The organism is Hymenobacter sp. 102 (assembly GCF_049949205.1).
Classification (GTDB): Bacteria; Bacteroidota; Bacteroidia; order Cytophagales; family Hymenobacteraceae; genus Hymenobacter.
In genome coordinates, this window is the sequence record NZ_CP188172.1 from 1,406,806 (window position 1) to 1,427,246 (window position 20,441).

At 61.3% G+C, this 20,441-nt stretch carries 14 protein-coding genes; 3 read left to right on the top strand and 11 right to left on the bottom strand.

Annotation, left to right across the window (positions count from 1 at the left end):
* The first annotated feature begins 294 nt into the window (after positions 1 to 294).
* Positions 295 to 1,110, top strand: coding sequence for an alpha/beta fold hydrolase (locus ACN19L_RS06200; RefSeq protein WP_426492661.1), 816 nt, complete (start codon positions 295 to 297; stop codon positions 1,108 to 1,110).
* A gap of 100 nt (positions 1,111 to 1,210) precedes the next feature.
* Positions 1,211 to 1,444, top strand: a complete 234-nt coding sequence (locus ACN19L_RS06205; RefSeq protein WP_426492662.1) for a hypothetical protein — start codon at positions 1,211 to 1,213, stop codon at positions 1,442 to 1,444.
* Positions 1,445 to 1,744: 300 nt separating this feature from the next.
* Here ACN19L_RS06205 and ACN19L_RS06210 read toward each other — a convergent pair whose 3' ends face one another.
* The 10 genes from ACN19L_RS06210 to ACN19L_RS06255 form a co-directional block, all read right to left on the bottom strand.
* Positions 1,745 to 2,761: a hypothetical protein gene (locus tag ACN19L_RS06210; protein ID WP_426492663.1), complete on the bottom strand. Its 1,017-nt coding sequence runs from the start codon at positions 2,759 to 2,761 to the stop codon at positions 1,745 to 1,747.
* 263 nt (positions 2,762 to 3,024) lie between these two features.
* Complete coding sequence (locus tag ACN19L_RS06215) at positions 3,025 to 3,444, bottom strand: VOC family protein (protein ID WP_426492664.1); 420 nt, start codon at positions 3,442 to 3,444, stop codon at positions 3,025 to 3,027.
* A gap of 85 nt (positions 3,445 to 3,529) precedes the next feature.
* Entirely contained in the window at positions 3,530 to 3,892 is a 363-nt protein-coding gene (locus ACN19L_RS06220) for a hypothetical protein (RefSeq protein ID WP_426492665.1), read from the bottom strand.
* A gap of 147 nt (positions 3,893 to 4,039) precedes the next feature.
* Entirely contained in the window at positions 4,040 to 6,340 is a 2,301-nt protein-coding gene (locus tag ACN19L_RS06225; RefSeq protein WP_426492666.1) for a GH92 family glycosyl hydrolase, read from the bottom strand.
* A gap of 77 nt (positions 6,341 to 6,417) precedes the next feature.
* Positions 6,418 to 6,888 (bottom strand): HAD domain-containing protein, encoded by a 471-nt coding sequence (locus ACN19L_RS06230; RefSeq protein WP_426492667.1) that lies wholly within the window; start codon positions 6,886 to 6,888, stop codon positions 6,418 to 6,420.
* Between the two features lie 56 nt (positions 6,889 to 6,944).
* The gene (locus ACN19L_RS06235; RefSeq protein WP_426492668.1) at positions 6,945 to 7,439 is read right to left on the bottom strand and encodes a nuclear transport factor 2 family protein; all 495 of its coding nucleotides are present in this window, start codon (positions 7,437 to 7,439) and stop codon (positions 6,945 to 6,947) included.
* A 165-nt stretch (positions 7,440 to 7,604) separates the two neighbouring features.
* Positions 7,605 to 9,656: an alpha-L-arabinofuranosidase C-terminal domain-containing protein gene (locus tag ACN19L_RS06240; RefSeq protein WP_426492669.1), complete on the bottom strand. Its 2,052-nt coding sequence runs from the start codon at positions 9,654 to 9,656 to the stop codon at positions 7,605 to 7,607.
* 65 nt (positions 9,657 to 9,721) lie between these two features.
* Positions 9,722 to 11,422, bottom strand: coding sequence for a sodium:solute symporter family transporter (locus ACN19L_RS06245; RefSeq protein ID WP_426492670.1), 1,701 nt, complete (start codon positions 11,420 to 11,422; stop codon positions 9,722 to 9,724).
* Between the two features lie 61 nt (positions 11,423 to 11,483).
* Complete coding sequence (locus ACN19L_RS06250; protein WP_426492671.1) at positions 11,484 to 12,806, bottom strand: BNR repeat-containing protein; 1,323 nt, start codon at positions 12,804 to 12,806, stop codon at positions 11,484 to 11,486.
* 201 nt (positions 12,807 to 13,007) lie between these two features.
* Positions 13,008 to 16,190 carry a glycoside hydrolase family 2 TIM barrel-domain containing protein gene (locus ACN19L_RS06255; RefSeq protein ID WP_426492672.1) on the bottom strand — a complete coding sequence of 1,061 codons (3,183 nt, stop codon included), beginning with the start codon at positions 16,188 to 16,190 and terminating at the stop codon, positions 13,008 to 13,010.
* Between the two features lie 499 nt (positions 16,191 to 16,689).
* Here ACN19L_RS06255 and ACN19L_RS06260 point away from each other — a divergent pair, with 499 nt between their 5' ends.
* On the top strand, positions 16,690 to 17,724 hold the full coding sequence (locus tag ACN19L_RS06260; RefSeq protein ID WP_426492673.1) for a glycoside hydrolase family 43 protein: 1,035 nt from the start codon (positions 16,690 to 16,692) through the stop codon (positions 17,722 to 17,724).
* A gap of 104 nt (positions 17,725 to 17,828) precedes the next feature.
* On the opposite strand, the gene galB is transcribed toward ACN19L_RS06260, so the two are convergent.
* On the bottom strand, positions 17,829 to 20,414 hold the full coding sequence (gene galB / locus ACN19L_RS06265) for a beta-galactosidase GalB (protein ID WP_426492674.1): 2,586 nt from the start codon (positions 20,412 to 20,414) through the stop codon (positions 17,829 to 17,831).
* Positions 20,415 to 20,441: the final 27 nt, after the last annotated feature.

A 20,441-nucleotide genomic window follows, 5' to 3' on the forward strand; every position in this document is an offset into this window, starting at 1 on the left:
TCGGAAGAGGATCCGGCCTGCCCTTCGGGCGGCGTTGCTCACGCAAGCTACTGAACCAAATGCTGGCGTAGCAACTTCAAATCGGGTGCCGCCCCAACGCGCGCATCGCATCTTACCTGGTTGCCAAAGAAGCTCACTGTGGTGCGTAGCAGAATAGCCTGCCGTATCATTCCGGGATAAGCCAATACCATTTAAAGAAACCCCGGTGTACAAATTGCCTTGTACTGCCCCAATAACGCAGTATTATAAATAGGCCGCAGAATTGCAGGGGGTTCTGGCTGCACTGCTTGTCCCATGGTATCTACTATAAATTTACTTCGCCGTCATCAAGTATCCCGTTACGGAGCCAGCGGTAGTCCGCTGGTATTCGCCCACGGCTTCGGCACCGATCAGCACGCCTGGCGGTACGTGGCCCCGGCTTTCGCAGCCTGCCACCAGGTAGTGCTGTTCGATTTGATAGGTGCCGGCAGCTCCGATAAAGCAGCCTACGATTTTGCCCGCCACCAAACCCTCGACGGGTACGCCGACGATTTAGTGAATCTATTGCGGGCTCTGCAGTTGCCGCCGGTAGTGTACGTAGGCCACTCCGTGAGCGGCATGATTGGGGTGCTGGCCGCTATTCAGGCCCCGGAGCTGTTTGAGCGGCTGGTGCTGCTGGCGGCCTCGCCCTGCTACCTTAACGACGGCGACTATCTTGGTGGGTTTGATGCGGTAGAGTTGCAGGAGCAACTCAGCTTTCTGGACCATGACTACCGGGCCTGGACTGATACCATGGTACCTAACTTTGTGGGTGGCGACATGCGTTCTGACTTAGTGAATGAAGTATTAGCCAGCTTTGCTCGCGTCGAGCCGATTATTGCCCGGCAGTTTGCCCGCGCTACTTTTCTATCCGACTACCGCGCGGCTTTGCCACTGTTGCGGGTGCCGGCCCTGGTGGTACAATGCGCCCAAGACTTAGTTGCTCCTCCCGCCGTGGGCCACTACCTGCACGCACATTTGCCTCATAGCACGCTCACCATTCTCAATACCACTGGTCACTACCCGCACCTGAACGCCCCCGTAGCCACTATTGCCTCCCTGGAGCAGTATCTGCGCCGCAGTGCAGCGTAAGGCCGATGCAGCCAGCACTTCACCCGCCATTGTAATCAACAAGCCATAACTTCTTGCCCCCTTGCGCGTTAGATTCAATCCACCATTACCCTTATCAACCATGAGCATCTTTGGTTCTGACCACCCGAGCAGTACAGTAGGGGGCCTGCTGTCGGGCCTGTTTGGCGGCCGCAAATCCGCAGTATCTTCCGGTAGCTCCGGTACGCCTCCCCGTACCGGCGGCTTCCGCAATAAGCTGTTGGGCGGGGCACTGCTGGCTGCCGGCGCAGCGTATCTCTACAACCGCAACAAGAAGAAAAGCCTCAGCACTCCCCACTTCACCGGCAACGAGTAGTATATCCGTTGCATACGCTCAAGCCCCGTATCATTGGCAGGTACGGGGCTTTTTGTTGTTTTACCGGCGTGTTGCTCCGCAACATGGGCGGTCAGCGAGAAACGGACGGAGCGGCTGGCAAGGGGGCCTAAACCGCATTGAATGCCCTGGTACGCCAGAACCCCATCAAGCGAAAACCTCCGCAAAAAATACCCCCAGCCACGGAAGCGTTGCTTTCGCGGCCGGGGGTAGTCGAAACAACACAGCTCGATTGCAGAGCGGCTGTAAGGCTCGCAGATTTCCTGTTGTACCAGGGTGCAGTTAGTAAGTGGTTGGGGCAGGTACGGCCACGTCGCGGGGGGTAGCCTGCCGGCCACCGAAGGCGGCGGCAGCAGCGCCCAGCACCAACCCAAAGAAAGCGAAAATGGCAGCTTTCGACAGGCCGGCGGCAGCTTTATCACCGGCTTCCCGGGCTTTCACCTCAGCTTGCTGCTTGGCTTCCTGGAATTTTACCTGGGCCTGCTTGGCCGTGGTAATCCAGTTGTCCACAATCTGCTCCGACTCGGCGCGGCTCTTGCCGGTGCGGCGCATTACCACGTTTACGGCGGCTTCCCGGTCGGCGGCGTTGCCGATGTTTTCGGCCTTGCTGGTCAGGCGGTCAATTACATCGTCCAGGTTATCGTCGGCCTCCTGGGGATTGGCGGCGCTTTGCCTGGCTTCGGCACGGGCGTCGCGGCCGGTAGCGCGGGCATCCTGCTCCAGGTTTTCGGGCTGCAACTCCTTCTTGCCGGTCTGGCGCAGCAGCAGGCGGGCTTCCCGCTTCAGGTCCGATACATCGATGCCACGCTCTTTCAGCTCGCCCTTCACGGCCTCGCCGGCCTCGGGCGCTACGGCGGCCACGCCCCGGCCCGCTACCGACAAAGCCCGGCCCGCTACGCCCGTTGCCCCGCTGATGATGCGACCTGCGGCAGTACTCAGCATATAAAACGTGAGGAGCGTAACCAGGGCCCAGGTTACCAGGCCGTGCAACAGTCCATCGGTACGGCGGGGCATACCGGCGAGGCGGCCGGCTACTAACCCACCCAGGTAGAGGGCGGCCAAGGTACTCAGGCCCCACCAGATGGCGGCACCCGTGCCGAAGCCGCTCATGGGGTTTTGTTCTTCTAAGGGGTCAACGGAGCTCAGGCCAATGCCCAGGCCCAGCAGGCCCAGCGTTAGTTGCGTAACCAGTGCCAAAAGGGCTCCGGCTATTACTGCTCCCCAGGAAATGCGCTTTAGCACAGGGGTGGCAGATACCGCCAGCGGTGCGTTGGTAGTGGTTGCGGAAAAGGTGTTCATGTGAGGGTTGGTTGGGTAAAGAACTACCTGGCTCAGCGGCCAAGCTCAACAGTAAACTCAAATACCTCATATCCCCTATAAAGGATACAGGCACTGCCAAAACCTGTACACTCCTATCCTGCCACCGCCAACACGTACCGCTGCCGGCAATACGCAAACATGGGGCACGTTTTCCTTGCCCATTTACCAGCAAAAAGCGCCGCCCGGACTACTCCGGGCGGCGCACTTCGATTACACAACTTTAGATGATCAAGCAGCGGCTGTTACGCCGGTTCCCACAGCTCCACCTTGTTGCCATCGGCGTCCAGAATGTGCACAAACTTGCCGTAGTCGTAGCTGGCAATATCATCCAGCACCGTTACGCCGTTGGCTTTTAGCTGCGCCACCAGCCCTTCAATATTCTGTACCCGGTAGTTAATCATGAAGCCTTTGGTGGAAGGCGCAAAATAGTCGCTGCCGGTTTGGAACGGGCTCCACTGCAGTGAATTGACCTCCTCCGGCTTGTCCACGCTCCGGGATTCAAACGTGGAACCCCAGTCGTTGACTTCCAGCCCGAGGTTGTTGGCGTACCACTCCCGCGTTTCCTGCGGATTGTCGGAGAAGAAGAAAATGCCGCCGATTCCCATCACTTTGGGCGTAATGGTGGCTGGTTCGTTTGGGGTTTCGTTTTGTGGGTCGGCCATTTTTCTCGCTGTTTTCTGTTGCTAGAGATACACTTTGTGGAAATCTGAAGAGGAATTCAGACTCTACTATTCGTCACTATTGGAGCTACTTGAGTTCTAATTCATTCACTTCGATATCAACTTTTTTCCAGTTTTCAGAATCAATATTCTTATTATCAACTTCTTTAATCCAGCTTATTCCTGGCAGTATCCTTATTTTATCCACATGACGCTGTCTATAACTACCGGGGCCAGGGTTCATCATTTGATATTCTATCACCCTATTACTTGAATGTAGATTCTGATATTCAATAGTTTGAGTTTTCCAATCACCTCTCCAGATAAAAAGCAGCTTGAAGACAATCATTGTAATAATTAGTACCACAGTAAATATTACTGCTGTAGTAATGCTCCAGCGAAAGAACACTTTACCTATATAAACGGCTGCAGCGGCAAGTGCAACAACCAAAATACACAAGCTTACCAACAAGCTATTGATATCTAATGGAGTGATTACATCGGCTATTAATAAAGTAGACGATACTAAAAACGTTATTAGCAAAAACCTATTTATCCCCATCGATTCACTACCTAGAATTTTTACGACTATACTTTATCACGGCCGCGCCGTCATTGTAAACACCAACTCCCCGCCCTTCACCACATCGGCATACTGCAGAAACGGGCGGATGAGTTTCTGACCGTTGAGGCGGGCTTCCTTCACGTAGACGTTTTTGTCGCTCTGGTTTTTGACGGTGATGCGGAAGGTGTTGCCGTTTTCCAGGTTCAGCGTGGCACCGTGTACGGCGGGGCTGCCGAGGGCGTACTCCGGCGAGCCGGGGGCCACGGGGTAGAAACCCAGCGCCGAGAAGATATACCAGGCCGACATCTGCCCGCAGTCGTCGTTGCCGCCGAGGCCGTCGGGGGTGGGGCGGTACATCTTGGGCAGAATCATCCGGACGCGGGCCTGGGTTTTGTAGGGCTGGCTGGTCCAGTTGTAGAGGTAGGCCACGTGGTGGGCGGGCTCGTTGCCGTGCACGTAGTTGCCGATGATACCGTCGCGGGTGATGTCCTCGGTTTCGGCGAAGAACTTATCCGGCAGGTGCATCGTGAACAGCGAATCCAGGTGGGGCAGAAACTTCTTCTCGCCGCCCATTTTGGCAATGAGGGCAGCGGGGTCCTGGGGCACGTAGAGGCTGTAGTTCCAGGCGTTGCCCTCGATGAAGCCCTGGTCGTGGGTGCTCAGCACGTCGAAGCGGGGGCGGAAGGAGCCGTCGGCGAGACGGGGGCGCATGAAGTTGATGCGCTGGTCGTACACGTTCTGCCAGTTCTGGGCCCGCTTGCTGAACTCGGCTTCAATGTCCGACTTGCCCAGCTTTTTGGCCAGTTGGGCAATGCACCAGTCGTCGTAGGCGTATTCCAGGGTTTTGGATACCGAGGAGCCGCTTTTGTCTTCGGGTACGTAGCCCAGCTGCTCGTAGTAGCTGATACCGTCGAAGCGCGACTGGTGGGCCGTGGCCACGCAGGCATCAAGGGCGCGCTGGGCCTGGCTGGCGGGCACCACGCCTTTCAGCACGGCATCCACCACCACGGGCACCGAGTGGTAGCCAATCATGCACCAGTTTTCGTTGGCGTAGTGGCTCCAGATGGGCAGCATGTGCAGGGTACTCTGGTCGTAGTGGGCCAGCATGCTCTGCACCATATCGGCGTTGCGCCGGGGCTGCAACAGGTTGTAGAGCGGGTGCAGGGCGCGGTAGGTGTCCCAGAGCGAGAAGGTGGTATAGTTGGTGAAGCCTTCGGCCCGATGAATGTTCTGGTCGAGGCCCCGGTACTGCCCGTCCACGTCCATGTAGGTGGTGGGGCTGAGGGCGGCGTGGTACATGGCCGTGTAAAAGTTCTCCTTGTCGGCCCGCTTCGGCGACTCCACTACTACTTTGCCTAGCTCCTGCTGCCACAGCGCCTGCCCGGCCCGCTTCACGGCCTCAAAGTCCCAGCCCGGAATTTCGGCCCGCAGGTTGCGCAGCGCCCCCTCGGTGCTCACCCCCGACAAGGCCATTTTCACCTTCACCTTCTCCCCCGCCGTGGTCTTGAAATCGAAGAACAGGCGCAGCTGCTCGCCGGCCAGCTCAGGGAAGTTCTGGCTTTGGTCGAAGCGGCCCCAGAAGCCCCGGTACACCTGCTTCTTGGACAGGTTGCGGCTGCCGTAGCTCACGAAGGGCTTCGAGAACGACATGGCGAAGTACTGGGTGCGGGTGCGGGCCCAGCCGTTGGTTTGGCGGTAGCCGGTTACCAGCGTGTCGTTTTCCACCCGCACAAAGGTCCAGACGTTCTTATCGGGGTAGTTGTAGATGCCGGCCGTGAGGTCCAGGATAATGTGCGCCTGCTCCGACTGCGGAAACGTGTACTGGTGCATGCCCACCCGGTTGGAGGCCGTCAGTTCGGCCAGGATGTCGTGGTCATCGAGCTTCACGCGGTAGTAGGCGGGCTCGGCTACCTCATTCTGGTGCGAGAACCGGGAGCGGTAGCCCCGCTCGGGCTGGTCGGCGGTGCCGGGGTTGAGTTGGAGCGGGCCGGTGGTAGGCATCACCAGAAAGTCGCCTAAATCGGAGTGGCCGGTGCCGCTGAAGTGGGTGTGCGAGAAGCCCACGATGGTTTTATCGGCGTACTGGTAGCCGGCACAGTACTCGTACACGCGGGGGTTGTACTTGCCGTTCAGCTCGTAGCCGATGGTATCGGTATCGGGCGAGAGTTGCACCATGCCGAAGGGCACCGTAGCCCCCGGGTAGGTGTGCCCCATCCGGGCCGTGCCCACCAGCGGCTTGGCATACTGCACCAGGTTTTCGGTGGTTTTGGCTTTCTGGGCGAAGGTGGGAACGGCTGCCAGGAGCAGCGCGGCAAAGAAGGCAAGGCGGAACATCAGCTTCAGGAGGTGGCGTTGAAGCTGGTAAGGTAGGAAGGTGTTACAATACTACTGCGTTAGATCCCTAGCTCCTTCTACTTAGTTTGACCTAGCAGAATACTTAACGCCTTACTTGTTGCTTCGTCATTCAACCCAATCATTGGCCTAGTCATCACCCATCTATTTTTAATATAACTGGGTAAACCATTTATTGAGAGGTCGTCATCGATAATCACGTAATCCTCAGCTGCATCGAATTGATCTACCCACTCCTTAATTTCCTCGCTTCTATTACCCAATAAGTCAATAGATTCTTTTTTGTTTATTTTCACAATATTACTTACTATTATTCCTCTTGTCTTAAACAATATATACCATTGTTCTAAAGAAAAATTTATTCTATGCGTGGTTGTTAGTACAATGGACGAATTTGTTGCAGAAATAATAGCCGCTAAATTTCTTGATGCGTTTTCATCAAATTTCAAGAATCCATCGGCTAATACTTCTGCTTTTCGCCAGATTGGTGTCGTCACCAATACTCCATCAATATCGAGTAGAATTTTCATATATCTGTCAATTTATATAATCAGACATCCTGTTAAAAGTACAGCAGCCACAGGTATCAATGCCCATAACTCACCACCCGCGTCACCTGCCAGCGCCCGTTGCGTAGGCGCCACACCATCATGTTCTTGAAGGTGCCGCAGTCGTCGCGGCCGTTTTCTACGTGACAGAAGCGGTGCTGGTAGGTTTCCACGGCCCCGTAGTCGCTGATGGGGTATACCTCCAGGGTGCCGGGCACGAGTTGGCGGTTAAGGCCGGTGGTTTTGTTCTGGTCGAACAGGTTCCGGAAGCCCTGCATGGTTTGCTGGAAGTCGGCCAACCCGCCTTTGTCGTGGTAAAACTCCAGGTCTTCGGCGAAGAAGGTTTGCAGCGTGGCTACATCGTGTTGGTTGAAGGCCACAAACATCAGGCTGTCCTGCCGGGCAATGGTGCGGTACAGTTCCGGCGACGCGGGCGGCTGGGCTACGGCGGTGGCCTGTGTTGTGGCGGGGCGCACCGGTGCGCAGGCCCCCGTGAAGAGCAGAAGCAGCGCGGCCAGCGGCAGGTACTTCATAATGAGTATATCTAGATATGCAGTACCGAAAAATGCCAGTCGGTCCTCCTAGATACTCAATTCTTTGCTATTGAGTACCCAAGAGGACCAGCTGTTTCACCGTATCCATGACGAAGAAGGCCGTGAGCCACCTTTTCATCAGATGTCTGCCTGTACGAGGTACTCCTATTTCCGGGCCGGAATGCGCAGTATCGTTAGCGAATACGGGGGCAGCGTATAGCTCACTTGCTGGCCCGCAACGGTTACCGGCTGGGTTACGGGGGCCAGTTTCTGGGGCTGCTGGAGGCTGTTTTCGGTTTGCAGGTCAGTGGCGGCCAGTATCTGGGCCTGGGCGGTTTTGGCGGCGCGTTTGAGGCCGCTAAGGGTCAGCTGCACCGGGCGCGGGGTGGCGGCGTAGTTCACCAGCTTCACCACCACATCGGCCTTGTCGGCCACGGCGCTGACGTAGAGGTTATCCTGGCCGTTTTTGGCCCCGGCGGACAGCTGCACGGGCAGAATCTGGGTACCTTTATTCAGGGAGAACAGCTTCTGTACGTAGTAGCTGGGCGTGCCGTAGGCCTGCAGGTTGTCAAACCAGATCAGGTCGGGGACCCACTGCCAGGCGTCCACGTGGGCGAACAGCGGGGCGTAGGAGGCCATTTGCACGATATCGGCGTTGCGCTCCAGGCCGGTCATGAAGGCCGCTTCGGAAATGGCCGCGTCCCAGGTGTTGCGGTTCTTGCTGTTGCCGATGCCTTCCGGATGAGCAGCGTACTCGCCGGCGAAGATTTTGGGGCCGGTGCGGGGGTAGTTGTCGTAGCGGCCGGCGTTCTGCCGAAACCACTCGGGCTTGGCGTAGTAATGCTCATCAATGAGGCCGACCAGGCCGGTGGGCAGCTCGCGCAGAAACCTGGTAGCCAGGTCGAAGTTGGCCCCGTCGGGGCTGGGGCCGGCGCTGCTCACCAGCTGCACCTGCGGGTACTTGGCCTTCACGGCCCGGGCGAAGGGCTCGTAGCGCTCCAGGTACTGCGGGCCCCACTGCTCGTTGCCTACGCCAATGTATTTCAGGTTGAACGGGGCCGGGTGGCCCATGGCTACCCGTTTAGCTCCCCAGGGCGAGGAGGCCGGGCCGTTGGCAAATTCCAGCAAATCCAGCGCATCCTGAATGAACACCTCCAGCGAGGGGTCGTCCTGGGCGTGGTCGTGGGGAGCGGGGGCGCTGGGGCCGGGCGCGGCGGCGTGACTCATGGGGGCCAGCTCGGCGGAGTTGTACTGGCAGGCCATGCCCACGTTCAGAATCGGCAACGGCTCGGCCCCAATGTCCTCCGACAACTGGAAATACTCGAAGAAGCCTAGCCCAAACGACTGGTAGTAATCGGGCGTAAAGCGGTGGGCGAATTCCGTGTTCCAGCGGTTGATGATGGGCTGGCGGCTGGCCACGTCGCCGATGGTTTCCTTCCACTGGTAGCGGTTGGAAAGCGTGCGGCCCTCCACGATGCAGCCACCGGGAAACCGCAGAAACCCGGGTTGCAGGTCCTTGAGCAGCTGCACCAAGTCGGGGCGCAGGCCGTTGGGGCGGTTCTGCCAGGTGGCTTTCGGGTAGAGCGACACGGCGTCGAGGTCCACGGTGCCGGCCCCATCCAGCACCAGCCGCAGGCGGGCTTTGGCGAAGGTGGCCGTGGGTCGGAGCGTGAGCGTGAGAGGCTGCCAGCCCGCGCCGGTGGGCAGGGCCAGGCGGGACTCGGCCAGGGTAGCGCCCTTGTCGCCTTCCAGCACCACGCGCAACTGCTGCACCGGGCCGGCCACGCGGCGGGCCAGCAGCGTGAGCGTGTAGTCCTCGCCCTGCTTCACGCCCATGCCGCGGAAGCCTTCGTTGATGATACCGGCATCGGGCGAGGCGGCTTTGGCCGTGAGGCGCAGGTAGTGCGGGCTGGCCGGGCTGGCAGCGCCTTCGGTGCGCACCTGGTAGGTTTCCAGCGCCGCGCCGCCTTTCAGGGCGTGCCAGCCCAATAGGGGCTCAGGCAGCTCAAACGACTTATTCTTTACCAGCTCGGGGTACAGCCCGCCGTCGGCGGCGAAGTTGATATCCTCGAAAAACAACCCAAACAGCGTTTTGGGTACGGCCGCGCCGGGCTTGTCGGCCTGCACGGTAATGCGGGTGGGAGCCGCCGACTGAGCCCGAACGGCTAATGGGCCCGCCGCCAGCAGCAGGCCCAGCAGGGAAATGGTTGCGCGCATACGAAGGATGAATGGGCAGTGCAGCCGCGGAGCCACCCCAACTTCAGGGCGGCCCCGCGGATGCTTTACCAGAACTTAATGTACAAAGCCGAAATCAGCAGCAGCGTTACCACAATGAGCGTAAGCGTCTGGCTGCTGACGCGGAACAGGCGGGCATCAATGTGCAGGGCGCGGGCATTCACTACCGGGCCGGCCAGGCTTATGGCTATCATCAGCACAAAGGTGAAGGCAAACGAGAGGCCCATGCAGATGAGGAAGGGAATTTCGTAACCGCCTTTGCCATTGGGGAAGGCCGTGTAAAACAGCGTTTCGTGGCCGAATACGCTGGGGGCGTAGTTGTTGAAGAACACCGACAGCAGGAAACCCGCCAGAATACCGGCAATGGCGGCCGGCGCAGTGGTGCGCTTCCAGAACATGCCCAGCACAAACACCGCCACAATACCGGGCGAGATGAAGCCCGTGTACTTCTGGATGTAGGTGAAGCCGCCTGCGCTGCCGATGCCCAGCAAATCTTCCCAGGTGAGGGCCACGCCCAGCAACATGGCCACAAATACCGTCACGCGACCAATCCACACCAGCTTGGCCTCGGGGGCGTCTTTGTTGAGGTAGCGCTTGTAGATGTCGAGGGTGAAGATGGTGGAGATGGAGTTGACTTTACCGGCCAGCGAGGCCACAATGGCCGCCGTGAGGGCCGCCAGACTCAGGCCCTTCAGGCCGTTGGGCAGGAAGGTGAGGATGGCCGAGTAGGCGTTGTCGGGGTTGAAGGCACCGCCGGAGCTCATTTCGGTTTGCAGGCCGCCGTTTTTGTAGAGCACGTAGGCCGCAATGCCGGGCAGCATCACAATAACGGGCATAATGAGCTTGAGCAGACCAGCGAACAGAATACCAGTGCGGGCCGTTTTGAGGTCGGCCCCGAGGGCGCGCTGGGTGATGTACTGGTTGCAGCCCCAGTAGTTCAGGTTCACAATCCATTGGCCGGCGGCGTACATGGCCAGGCCCGGCAGCATCAGGTACTTGTCCACGTCGACCTGCGCCGCGTTGGGCCCGGGCTTGTCGAACATCAAATGGAAGTGGTCGTTGGCGTCGGTCATCATGGCGTTGAAGCCGGCCAGGATGTTGTTGCCCAACCCGAAGTGCTGGCTTACCATGGTGAGGGCAATGTAGGTAGTCAGCAACCCGCCCAGCAGCAGCACCAGCACCTGAATCACGTCGGTGTAGCCCACCACCTTCATGCCGCCCAGCGTAATGAGCAGGGCAAACACGGCCAGGGCCACAATGATGGCGTGGAAGTTGCCGCCGCCGGTGAGGTTGTTGATGGCCAGCGCGCCCAGATACAGAATGGCCGTGAGGTTTACCAACACATACAGAAACAGCCAGAAAATACTCATTACCAGGCTGAGCGTAGCGTTGTAGCGCTGCTCCAGAAACTGCGGCATCGTGTAGATGTGCTGCTTCAGGTACACCGGCATAAAGAACACGGCCACGATGATGAGCACAATGGCCGCCACCCATTCATAGGCGGCCACGGCCACACCCACCGTAAACCCGTTGCCCGACATGCCGATGAACTGCTCGGCCGAAATATTGGAGGCAATCATCGAGGCCCCAATGGCCCACCACGTGAGCGAGCCTTCGGCCAGAAAGTAGTCTTTGGTATCGAGCTGGGTTTTCTGCTTGCTGCGGTACACGTAGTACCCGTAGGCACCCACGCCCACCAGGTACACAAAAAACACCGCTAAATCGAGGGCGGTAAGATGTTGGGGCATATGCTAAAAAAGAAGGAGAGAATGAACAGGTGAAAGGCGCCTGGCGAGCTGGCGCGGCAGTTTACGGCTGGGTGGTGGCGTCCTTGGTCGGCTGCCACTCCAGGATGTACACGGGCTGGGCCGGCAGATTTTCCAGCCGCTCCCCGTCGCCTTGGCCGGTGCGCTGCACGAAGAGGCTCAGCACCCCGTCGCGCCGCCACCGTTCGGTGTCGTAGCTCGGCTCCCAGTTGCCCACGCTGGTGGTGGTCAGGTCCGTCACGCGCCACTGCGGCTGGCGCAGGTCGGCGCAGGCGGCCACCGAGGCCCGGTCCTGGCGCTCGGCGTCGCGGAAGACGAGGTAGGCGGCGGGGCGGCCTTTCTGGCTGGTTACCAGCAGCTGGGGGCGGGCAATGGGAATCTTCTTGGTACCGGCCCCGCTCAGGCTGAACGGCGTGGTGCGCTGGGAAATCTGCGTGGTTTTCCAGCTTCGGCCGTCGAGGTAAATCAGCTGATACTGCGGCACCTGCGTGCCCTGGGGCCGCCAGTAGGTGGCTATGTAGGGCTGCCCGGCCGCGTCGGCGGTGATGCTGGTCTGGTTGATCAGCTCACTGTTCTGCGGAATGCGGGCCGCGTACTCGGCCGAGGCGGCGGTGATAGGCAGCTGGTAGGCCTCGCCGGTGCTGCGCTGCCAACTGCGGCCACCATCCTGGGAGCGGGCGTAGGCCATATCGTGGTTGGAGGCCACGTCGGGCGACTCCCGCCACACCCACGACACGTGAATGGTGCCGCGGGCGTCGATACAGGCCTGCCAGTAGGCGTTGCGCTGGCCTTCCCCATCAATCAGCACATCGTGCAGACGGGTCCAGCGGCGGGTTTTCAGCTCGTAGCGGTTCAGCACCAGGTTGCCGTTGCCCGAGCCCCCGTCGCGGTACAGAAACAGCAGGTCGCCGCTGGGGAAGCGGTGGAACTCGGGGTAAGTCACCTTCTGCTCGCGGGTGCCGAGCATGGGCTCCAGCGGGCCCATTTCCAGGGAGCCGGCCGCCTTGCCGCGGCAGTAGCGCAGCGGGTTATTGTGATGGTCGAAGGAAAGATGCACGAAGCCCGCGCCGTCCACCATCAGGCTGATGACGTTGTGGGCATCCTTCACATTGCCCTGGTAGGGCGTGCGTTGCGTTTGCCAGGCTCCGGCGGGCAGGCGGCGCTTGGCCAGCACCACGTAGCCCAACGAATCATAGTAGGCCGTGTACTGCTCCCGCTTATGCGTCACCACCGAGTTCTTGCGGAAAACGGCCCCGTTCACGTTGTTCTTCGCCCAGCCCAGGCCAACCGGCGTTTGGGCCGAAGCCGCTACCGTCAGCAGACAGATCGTGAGCAGAGCAAGCAGCAGACGGGTGGGGTGATGCATGGGGTGGGAAGTTGCCTCACCCCCCGGCCCCCTCTCCAGGGGGAGAGGGGGAGCCAGAGGTCAGCAACGATGCGGACGTGGAACGGGCTATTTAGCTATTTGATGTTGATGCCCAGTGCGCAACTGAGGCGGAAATCCAGCTGCCGCAGTGGACGCCTGGCTCCCCCTCTCCGCCTGGAGAGGGGGCCGGGGGGTGAGGCCTTACCGGCGGCCGACGCTCGGGCTGGGTTTCGGGGCGTCGAGCAGGCGCAGGGTGTAGCTGTAGCGGTACTGCTTGGCGGTGAGGCGGTAGGCCTCGTGGGGCAGGGCGCCCCAGCTGTTGTCGCCGCCCACACCGCGCTGGGCCAGGTCGATGTGCAGGGTGGTATGGTCGCGCAGCTTGATGTCGGTGGGGTGCTGCTGCTTTTTGCTCAGGCCGGGGTCCAGGTCCTCGGTGCGCACGGGCAGGGCGCTAAAACTCAGGGGTTGGCCGGCCGCTTCCACCCGCAGGCCACGGCCGGCCGCATCCGTCAGGGTAAGCCAGCGCATATCGGTATGGTAGCCGTATTCCTGAGGACGGATGTAGTTGCTGGTCAGCGTGCGGGCTACCGAATCCTGGTACACACCCAAGAAAGTAGTGGTGTTGCGGTCGGCGTAGTTTTCCCAGGGGCCGCGGCCGTAGTACTGCACCCGGCCAAACTGATGGGGCACCTCCAGGCGCATCCCGAAGCGGGGCAGCTCGGGCAGTTCCCGACCCGCCAGGTCAATGGCCGCCGTCACCTGAATGGCACCATCGGGGCCAATGAGGTAGTCCACGGTGTAGGGCACGTTGATGTCGGTTAGCTGGTACTCCACCTTAATGGGCAGGCCAGCGGCCGACTGCTCCCCTATCGTCACGCGCTGCACCTTGCGGGCGGCGTGGGCCGAGCGCCAGGCACTCAGATTCTGGGGCATGCCACTGCCGAAGTCGTTATCGGTGGGGGCGCGCCAGAAATACGGCTCCGGGTAGCCCCCGATAACCCACTGACTTTTCAGGCGGTAATCCGTCAGGCGGCCCTGCTTGGTGTTGAACTCGCCGCGCACGTCGCCGGCCGTGAAGGTCAGCTTGTCGCCGTCGCGCTTCACGTCCAGGGTACCGGCAGCCGAAGCCGGCGCGGCGGCGAAGTACGTGGCGGCGGGCGTGAGACGGAACTGCTCCCGGGCTACCTCGTGGCCAGCGGGCAGCAAAGGCTGGGCGGTTTTGGTGGTGGCAAACACGTTGAGCACGTACTCGGCGCCGGGCTCGGCTTTCAGGGTGGGCAGCGGCAGGGGCACTTCCTTTTGCTGGCCGGCCGCCAGCTTTTTCACCTCAAAGCTGCCCGTCTTCGTCGCCACGCCGTTGCGCAGCAGCTCCCAGCGGAAGTTGTAGCCGTCGAGGTTGCGGAAGGTGAAGCCGTTGCGCACCGTCAGGCGGCCCGAGGCGGGCTGGGCAGCGCTGAAGCGGATATCCTGGTACACCTTTTTCACCTCGTAGAGGCCGGGGTGCGGGGTGCGGTCGGCGGCCACGAGGCCGTTGGCGCAGAAGTTCTCGTCGTTCTGGCGGTAGTAGCCGCCCAAGTCGCCGCCGTAGGCGTAGAACGGGCGGCCGTCGGTGGTCCGGGTCAGCAGGCCCTGGTCGACCCAGTCCCAGATAAAGCCGCCCTGCATGTGGGGCTTGCTGCGAATCAGGTCCCAGTATTCCTGGAAGTTGCCCGAGCTGTTGCCCATGGCGTGCGAGTACTCGCACATGATGTAGGGCCGGGTTTTATCGGTGGCCGCAGCGTAGCGGCGCATCGACTCCATACCGGGGTACATGGGGCATACAATGTCGGTATTCTCGTTTTCGCCGGCCTGCTCAAACTGCACCGGGCGCGAGGGGTCGCGCTGCTTCAGCCACTTGTAGGCGTCGTGAAACACGGGCCCGTTGCCGCACTCGTTGCCCAGGCTCCAGATGATGACCGAAGGGTGGTTTTTGTCGCGCTCCATCAGCCGCTCGATGCGGTCCAGGTGAGCGGCGGCCCACTCGGGGCGGTAGGCCGGGTGCTGGGTTTTATCGAAGCCGCCCTGCAGCTCGGCCCCGTAGCCGTGGGTTTCGATGTTGGCCTCGTCCACCAAGTAGAAGCCCAGCTCGTCGCAGAGCTGGTAGAACCGCTCGTCGTTGGGGTAGTGCGAGGTGCGGATGGCGTTGATGTTGAACTGGCGCATCAGCTCTAAGTCGCGGCGCATGCCGGCCTCCGTTACCACCCGGCCGGTGGTGGGCTCCAGCTCGTGGCGGTTCACGCCGTGCACCTCAATGGGCCGGCCGTTCACCAGCAGCTGGGCGTTCTTGATTTCGACCTTGCGGAAACCCACCCGCGTGCCCGTCTGGGCCAGTGTGTTACCGCTGGCGTCCTGTAAGGTGAAGCGGCACTGGTAGAGCGTAGGCGTCTCGCCCGACCACGGCCGCACGTTCCGGATGCTACCGCCGCTGAACTTCACCGTCTGCTGCCCGGCCCCTGAGGCGGCGGGCACCGGCTGCTGCTGGCGCAGCACCGTTTTACCGGCCGGGTCCAGCACTTCCACCAGCAGCTTAGCCGGCGCGGCCGAGCCCTGGAACTGGCGCACCGTCACATCGGCCGCGAACTGGCCGTGCTGGTAGCTGGGGTCGAGGTCGGCGTGGGTGAAAACGTCCCAGATGGTTTGCTGGGGCAATGAGGTCAGGTACACGTCCCGGTCGATGCCGGAGAGGCGCCAGAAGTCCTGGTCTTCTAGGTAGCTGCCGTCGTGCCAGCGCAGCACCTGCACGGCCAGCTGGTTGTCGCCGGGCTTCAGGTATTGGGTAATATCGAACTCGGCCGGCGACTTGGCCACCTTGCTCATGCCCACGCGCTGCCCGTTCACATACACCACCGCGTAGCCCGAAATGGAACCGAAGTGCAGCAGCACCTCGCGCCCGGCCCAGCCGGCCGGCACCGTAAACGAGCGGCGGTAGGTGCCCACCGGGTTGTCGCGCCCGTCGATGAAGGGTGCGTTGCGCGGGAACGGGTAGGTGATGTTGGTGTAGATGGGGGTGCCGAAGCCCTGTACCTCCCAGCTTGAAGGCACCGGAATGGTCTTCCAGCCGGCATCGTTGAAGCTGGCCGGGGCGAAGTCGGTGGGCCGCTCGGCGGGGCGCGGGGCGTAGTGAAATTTCCAGGTGCCGTTCAGGCTCTGGAAGTAGCTGGAGCGGGTGTAGTCGTTGGCAGCCACATCAGCCGCCTTGTCAAAGAGCATGAAGGAGGCGCGGGGCTTTTCCTTGTGCTCTTCAATGAGCTGCGGGTTTTCCCACTCGTTGGGGGCGGCGGTCTGGGCGGAAGCCAGGCCACTGCCCAGGACGAGAAGGGCGGTCAGGAAGCGGGAATGGAGCATAGTAAGCGGGTGGAGAGGCGGAAGCGGAGCGCCAGGCCCAAGGTGCGGACCAAGCGTCAAAAACCCTTCAGCAATACTAGCAGACCGAGCGGCCCCGGCGCGGGGGTAATTCCGCAGAAAGCGGGGGGCAGATTCGTCAGGTCCGTCAGGGCCAGTGGGTTTCCCGGCATACCCGCAACCCTGGAAAGCCGGTGGTTTTGGGTACTGGGCTAGCCAGTTGGGGTGTCGGGAGGCTTTTGGCGGTTGGGCCTCAGGAGGCTGAAACACCCATAAACTGTCATCCTGAGCAGCGTGCAGGACCTTACCTCGTCAGCACAAATCGGTGCAACGGGATAAGGTCCTGCGCGCTGCTCAGGATGACAGATGAAGTTCACGAAGCTGTTCCCTCAGAAAGGCACCGCCGATTCTGCCCCGCGCAGTTGACCAACTCCCCCACCCTGGTCTGGCGGCGGGCCGGCGTACTTTGGGCTACTTCCCTTCCACCTCCTGCTTCTTTCCTATGCAACTCCCACTCTCCCGGCTGGGCATCCTCCTCGGCGGCCTATTGGCCGGCACCACCGCGCTGGCCCAGGCGCCCTCCACCGGCAACCCCGACCAGCCGGTAAACGTGACCCAGCCCACGCCGCTGCCCGTGTTCGGCAACCCCATCATCCGGGACAAGTACACCGCCGACCCGGCCGCGCTGGTGGTGGGCAACACGGTGTACCTCTACACCGGCCACGACGACCCGCCGCCCGGCAAGGAGTGGTACTACATGAAGCAGTGGCTGTGCTACTCCTCCACCGATATGCTGCACTGGACGGAGCACCCTTCGCCCCTGAGCGTGCAGGCCTTCAGTTGGGCCAAGGCCGATGCCTGGGCCTCGCAGGTGGTGGAGCGGGGTGGCAAATACTACTGGTACGCGGCCGTGGAGCACGGCAGCAGCAACGGCAAGGCCATCGGGGTGGCCGTGGCCGACAGCCCCACCGGCCCCTTCTGGGACGCCCGCGGCTCGGCCCTCATCACCAACGACATGACTCGGGACACCAACATCACCTGGGACGACATCGACCCCACGGTGTTCATCGACAGCCAGGGCCAGGCCTACCTGTACTGGGGCAACACCGTGTGCTACTGGGCCAAGCTGAAGCCCAACATGACGGAGCTGGACGGGCCCATCCACGCCATTACCACGCTGCCGCAGTTCACGGAGGCGCCCTGGCTGCACTACCGCAAGGGCTGGTACTACCTGAGCTACGCCACCGGCTTCCCCGAGAAGATTGCCTATGCCATGAGCCGCAGCCTGGAAGGCCCCTGGGAATACAAAGGCATCCTCAACGAAGTGGCCGGCAACTCCAACACCAACCACCAGTCCATTATCGAGTTCCGGGACGAGTGGTATTTCATCTACCACAACGGCAGCATCAACACGCACGGCAGCAGCTTCCACCGCTCCGTGTGCATCGACCGGCTACACTACAACAAGGACGGCACCCTGCAGCGCGTGCAAATGACCTCGGAAGGCCTGACTGTTCCGGCTGGCAAACGTCGTTAACCATACTTGTGCAGCAAAGCGAAGGACCTTATCATGCCAGAACAAGTCGTTCCAGCGTGATAAGGTCCTTCGCTTTGCTTAGGATGACAGGAGAATTTGCCCCGCTACTTCGCCGCAACGGCTGCCGACTGCAGCTGTACGGTAGCTGGCTTCAGCCCTTTGCCGGAAACCTTCAGCGTCAGCGGACCGTCCTTATCGGTGGTTTGGACGGTGGCCACGAGCTGGCCGTGGAAGGCGTGCATGTGGGGCTGATGGAACAGCTCTAGGCTGGTGGCGTCGCCGTTGGCTACGGCCCGGAAGCGGCCGGCTCCCTTCACCTCCATCTGCAGCTCGTTGGTGGCGTCGGGGCAGAGGTTGCCCTGAGCGTCCTCCACGCGGGCCGTCACGTAGGCCAGGTCCTGGCCGTCGGCGGTGAGGGAAATGCGGTCGGCTGCCAGGCGGATATGGTGGGGCTGGCCGGCGGTGCGCACTTCCTCCTCGGCCACCGCTTTGCCGGCGGCGTCGTAGGCCACTACTTTGATGGAGCCGGGCTGGTACTTCACGTCGTTCCACATCAGGCGGTAGCGCGTCTGAGGTTGGGCGGAGGTGGCTTTGGTCTGCCGGCCCTGGCTTACGCCGTTCACGAACAGCTCGGCCGAGGGGTAGTTGGTGTAGGCGTACACGGGCGTGGTCTGACCTTCGCGGCCGGGCCAGGTCCAGTGCGGCAGCAGGTGAAGCGTGGGCGCAGCCGTGTTCCACTTGGCGCGGTACAGGTAGAACCGGTCCTTGGGCAGGCCGGCCAGGTCCAGAATACCAAAGTAGGAACTGTGCGAGGGCCACACCTCATCATAAGGAGTCGGCTCCCCGAGGTAGTCGAAGCCCGTCCACACGAACTCGCCGGCTACGTAGGGCAAATCGTCCTGCTGCACGAACTCCTCGTCCGGCGTCTGCGACCAGACGCAGGCTTCCAGGTCGTACGACGACGACTGGTTGTCGGGGTACTTCTTCTGCTTGGCCTTTTCTACCGGGAATTTGTACACGCCCCGGCTGCTCACCGTGGAGGCCGTTTCGGAGCCCAGCAATACGCCCTGGGGTAGCTTGGCCTGGGCCTCGGGGTAGCGGTGGGGCTTGTAGTTGAAGCCCGCAATGTCGAGCACCGCCGCGAAGTTGTTTTTGATGGCGTCGTCGATGCGGTCCATGCCCATGGTCACGGGGCGGGTGGGGTCCTCGCGGTGCACCACGTCCTGCAGGCGCTTGAGCAGCTTGCCGCCGCCGGGCATGCTCTGATCGGGCACCTCGTTGCCGATGCTCCACATGATAACCGAGGGGTTGTTGCGGTAGTGGCGCACCAGGTTCACCAGGTCCTTTTCGGCCCACTCATCAAACAGACGGTTGTAGCCGTTCTTCACCTTGGGCGTTTTCCACTCGTCGAAGGATTCCAGCATGAGCATGATGCCCATTTCGTCGCAGAGCTGCACCAGCTCCGGGGCGGGCATGTTGTGCGAGGTCCGAATGGCGTCGCAGCCCATGTCCTTCAGCAGGGTAATCTGCCGGCGCAAAGCGGCCACGTTGATGGCCGTGCCCAGCGGGCCTAAATCGTGGTGGTTGCACACGCCCTTGAACTTGCGCGGCTGCCCATTCAGGGAGAAGCCCTTGCCCGCCTCGAACTTAAAGGAGCGGATACCGAAGGGCGTGCGGTACTCATCGGCCAGCCGGTAGGTGGTGTCGGCCTCCGCCTCTTTCACGTAGAGCCGCGAAACGGCCGTGTAGAGCGTGGGCGTTTCCGGGCTCCAGAGCCGGGGTTGTACCACGGTGAAGGCCTGCTCGCAGGTGGGCAGGCCGCTTTCCAGCGGGGTGCTACTGCTGGCTACCACCCGGCCGCTGGCGTCCTGCAACTCGGTGTCGAGGCGCAGGAACAGGGCGTTGCGCAGGGCGCCCCGGCCAATGTGCTCATCCCGGCTGCCTCTTACGCTGATTTTGGCGCCTTCGCGACCAACTACACGGCCGTCGGGCACGGCAATTTCGGTGGTGAGTTTTACCCGGGCGTAATCGGCCGTCACGTCGGGGGTAGTGAGGTAGGTGCCCCACACCGGAATGTGCACCTCGGGCGTCACAATGAGGTGCACGTTGCGGTACAGGCCCGCGCCGGGGTACCAGCGCGACTGTTCCGGCAAGTTCTGCAGGCGCACGGCCAGTATGTTGTCCTTGCCGGGTTGGATGGCTTCGGTGATGTCGACGCTGAAGGAGTTGTAGCCGTAGGCCCAGGTAGCCACTTCCTTGCCGTTCATGAACACGTGGGCGTCACTCATGGCCCCATCGAACACCAGCACGGCGCGCTGCCCGGCCCCGAAGCCCGGCACCTCCAGCTTGCGTCGGTACCAGCCCGTGCCGATGAACGGCAGCCCGCCCGTGCGCCCCGATTTCTGGGTGGCCTGCTTCTCCTGGTTCTGCTCAATCTGCACCGTTTGCAGGTCGTTGTTGCCATCGAAGGGGCCGTAAATGGCCCAGTCGTGGGGTACCTGCACGCGCTGCCACCTGGCGTCGTTGAACTTGGGGTTGGCCGCGTCGGGCTGGTCGCCCTTGGTGAAGCGCCAGTCGGTAGTGAGCAGGTATTCGCGGCGAACTTGGGCCTGGGTAGCCTGAGCGGTAAAGAGAAGCCCGGCGCCCAGCGTCAGGCCCAGCAGGGCGCGGTAAGAAGAGGTAGAAAACACAGTGCGGAGAAAAGAAGAAACAACGGA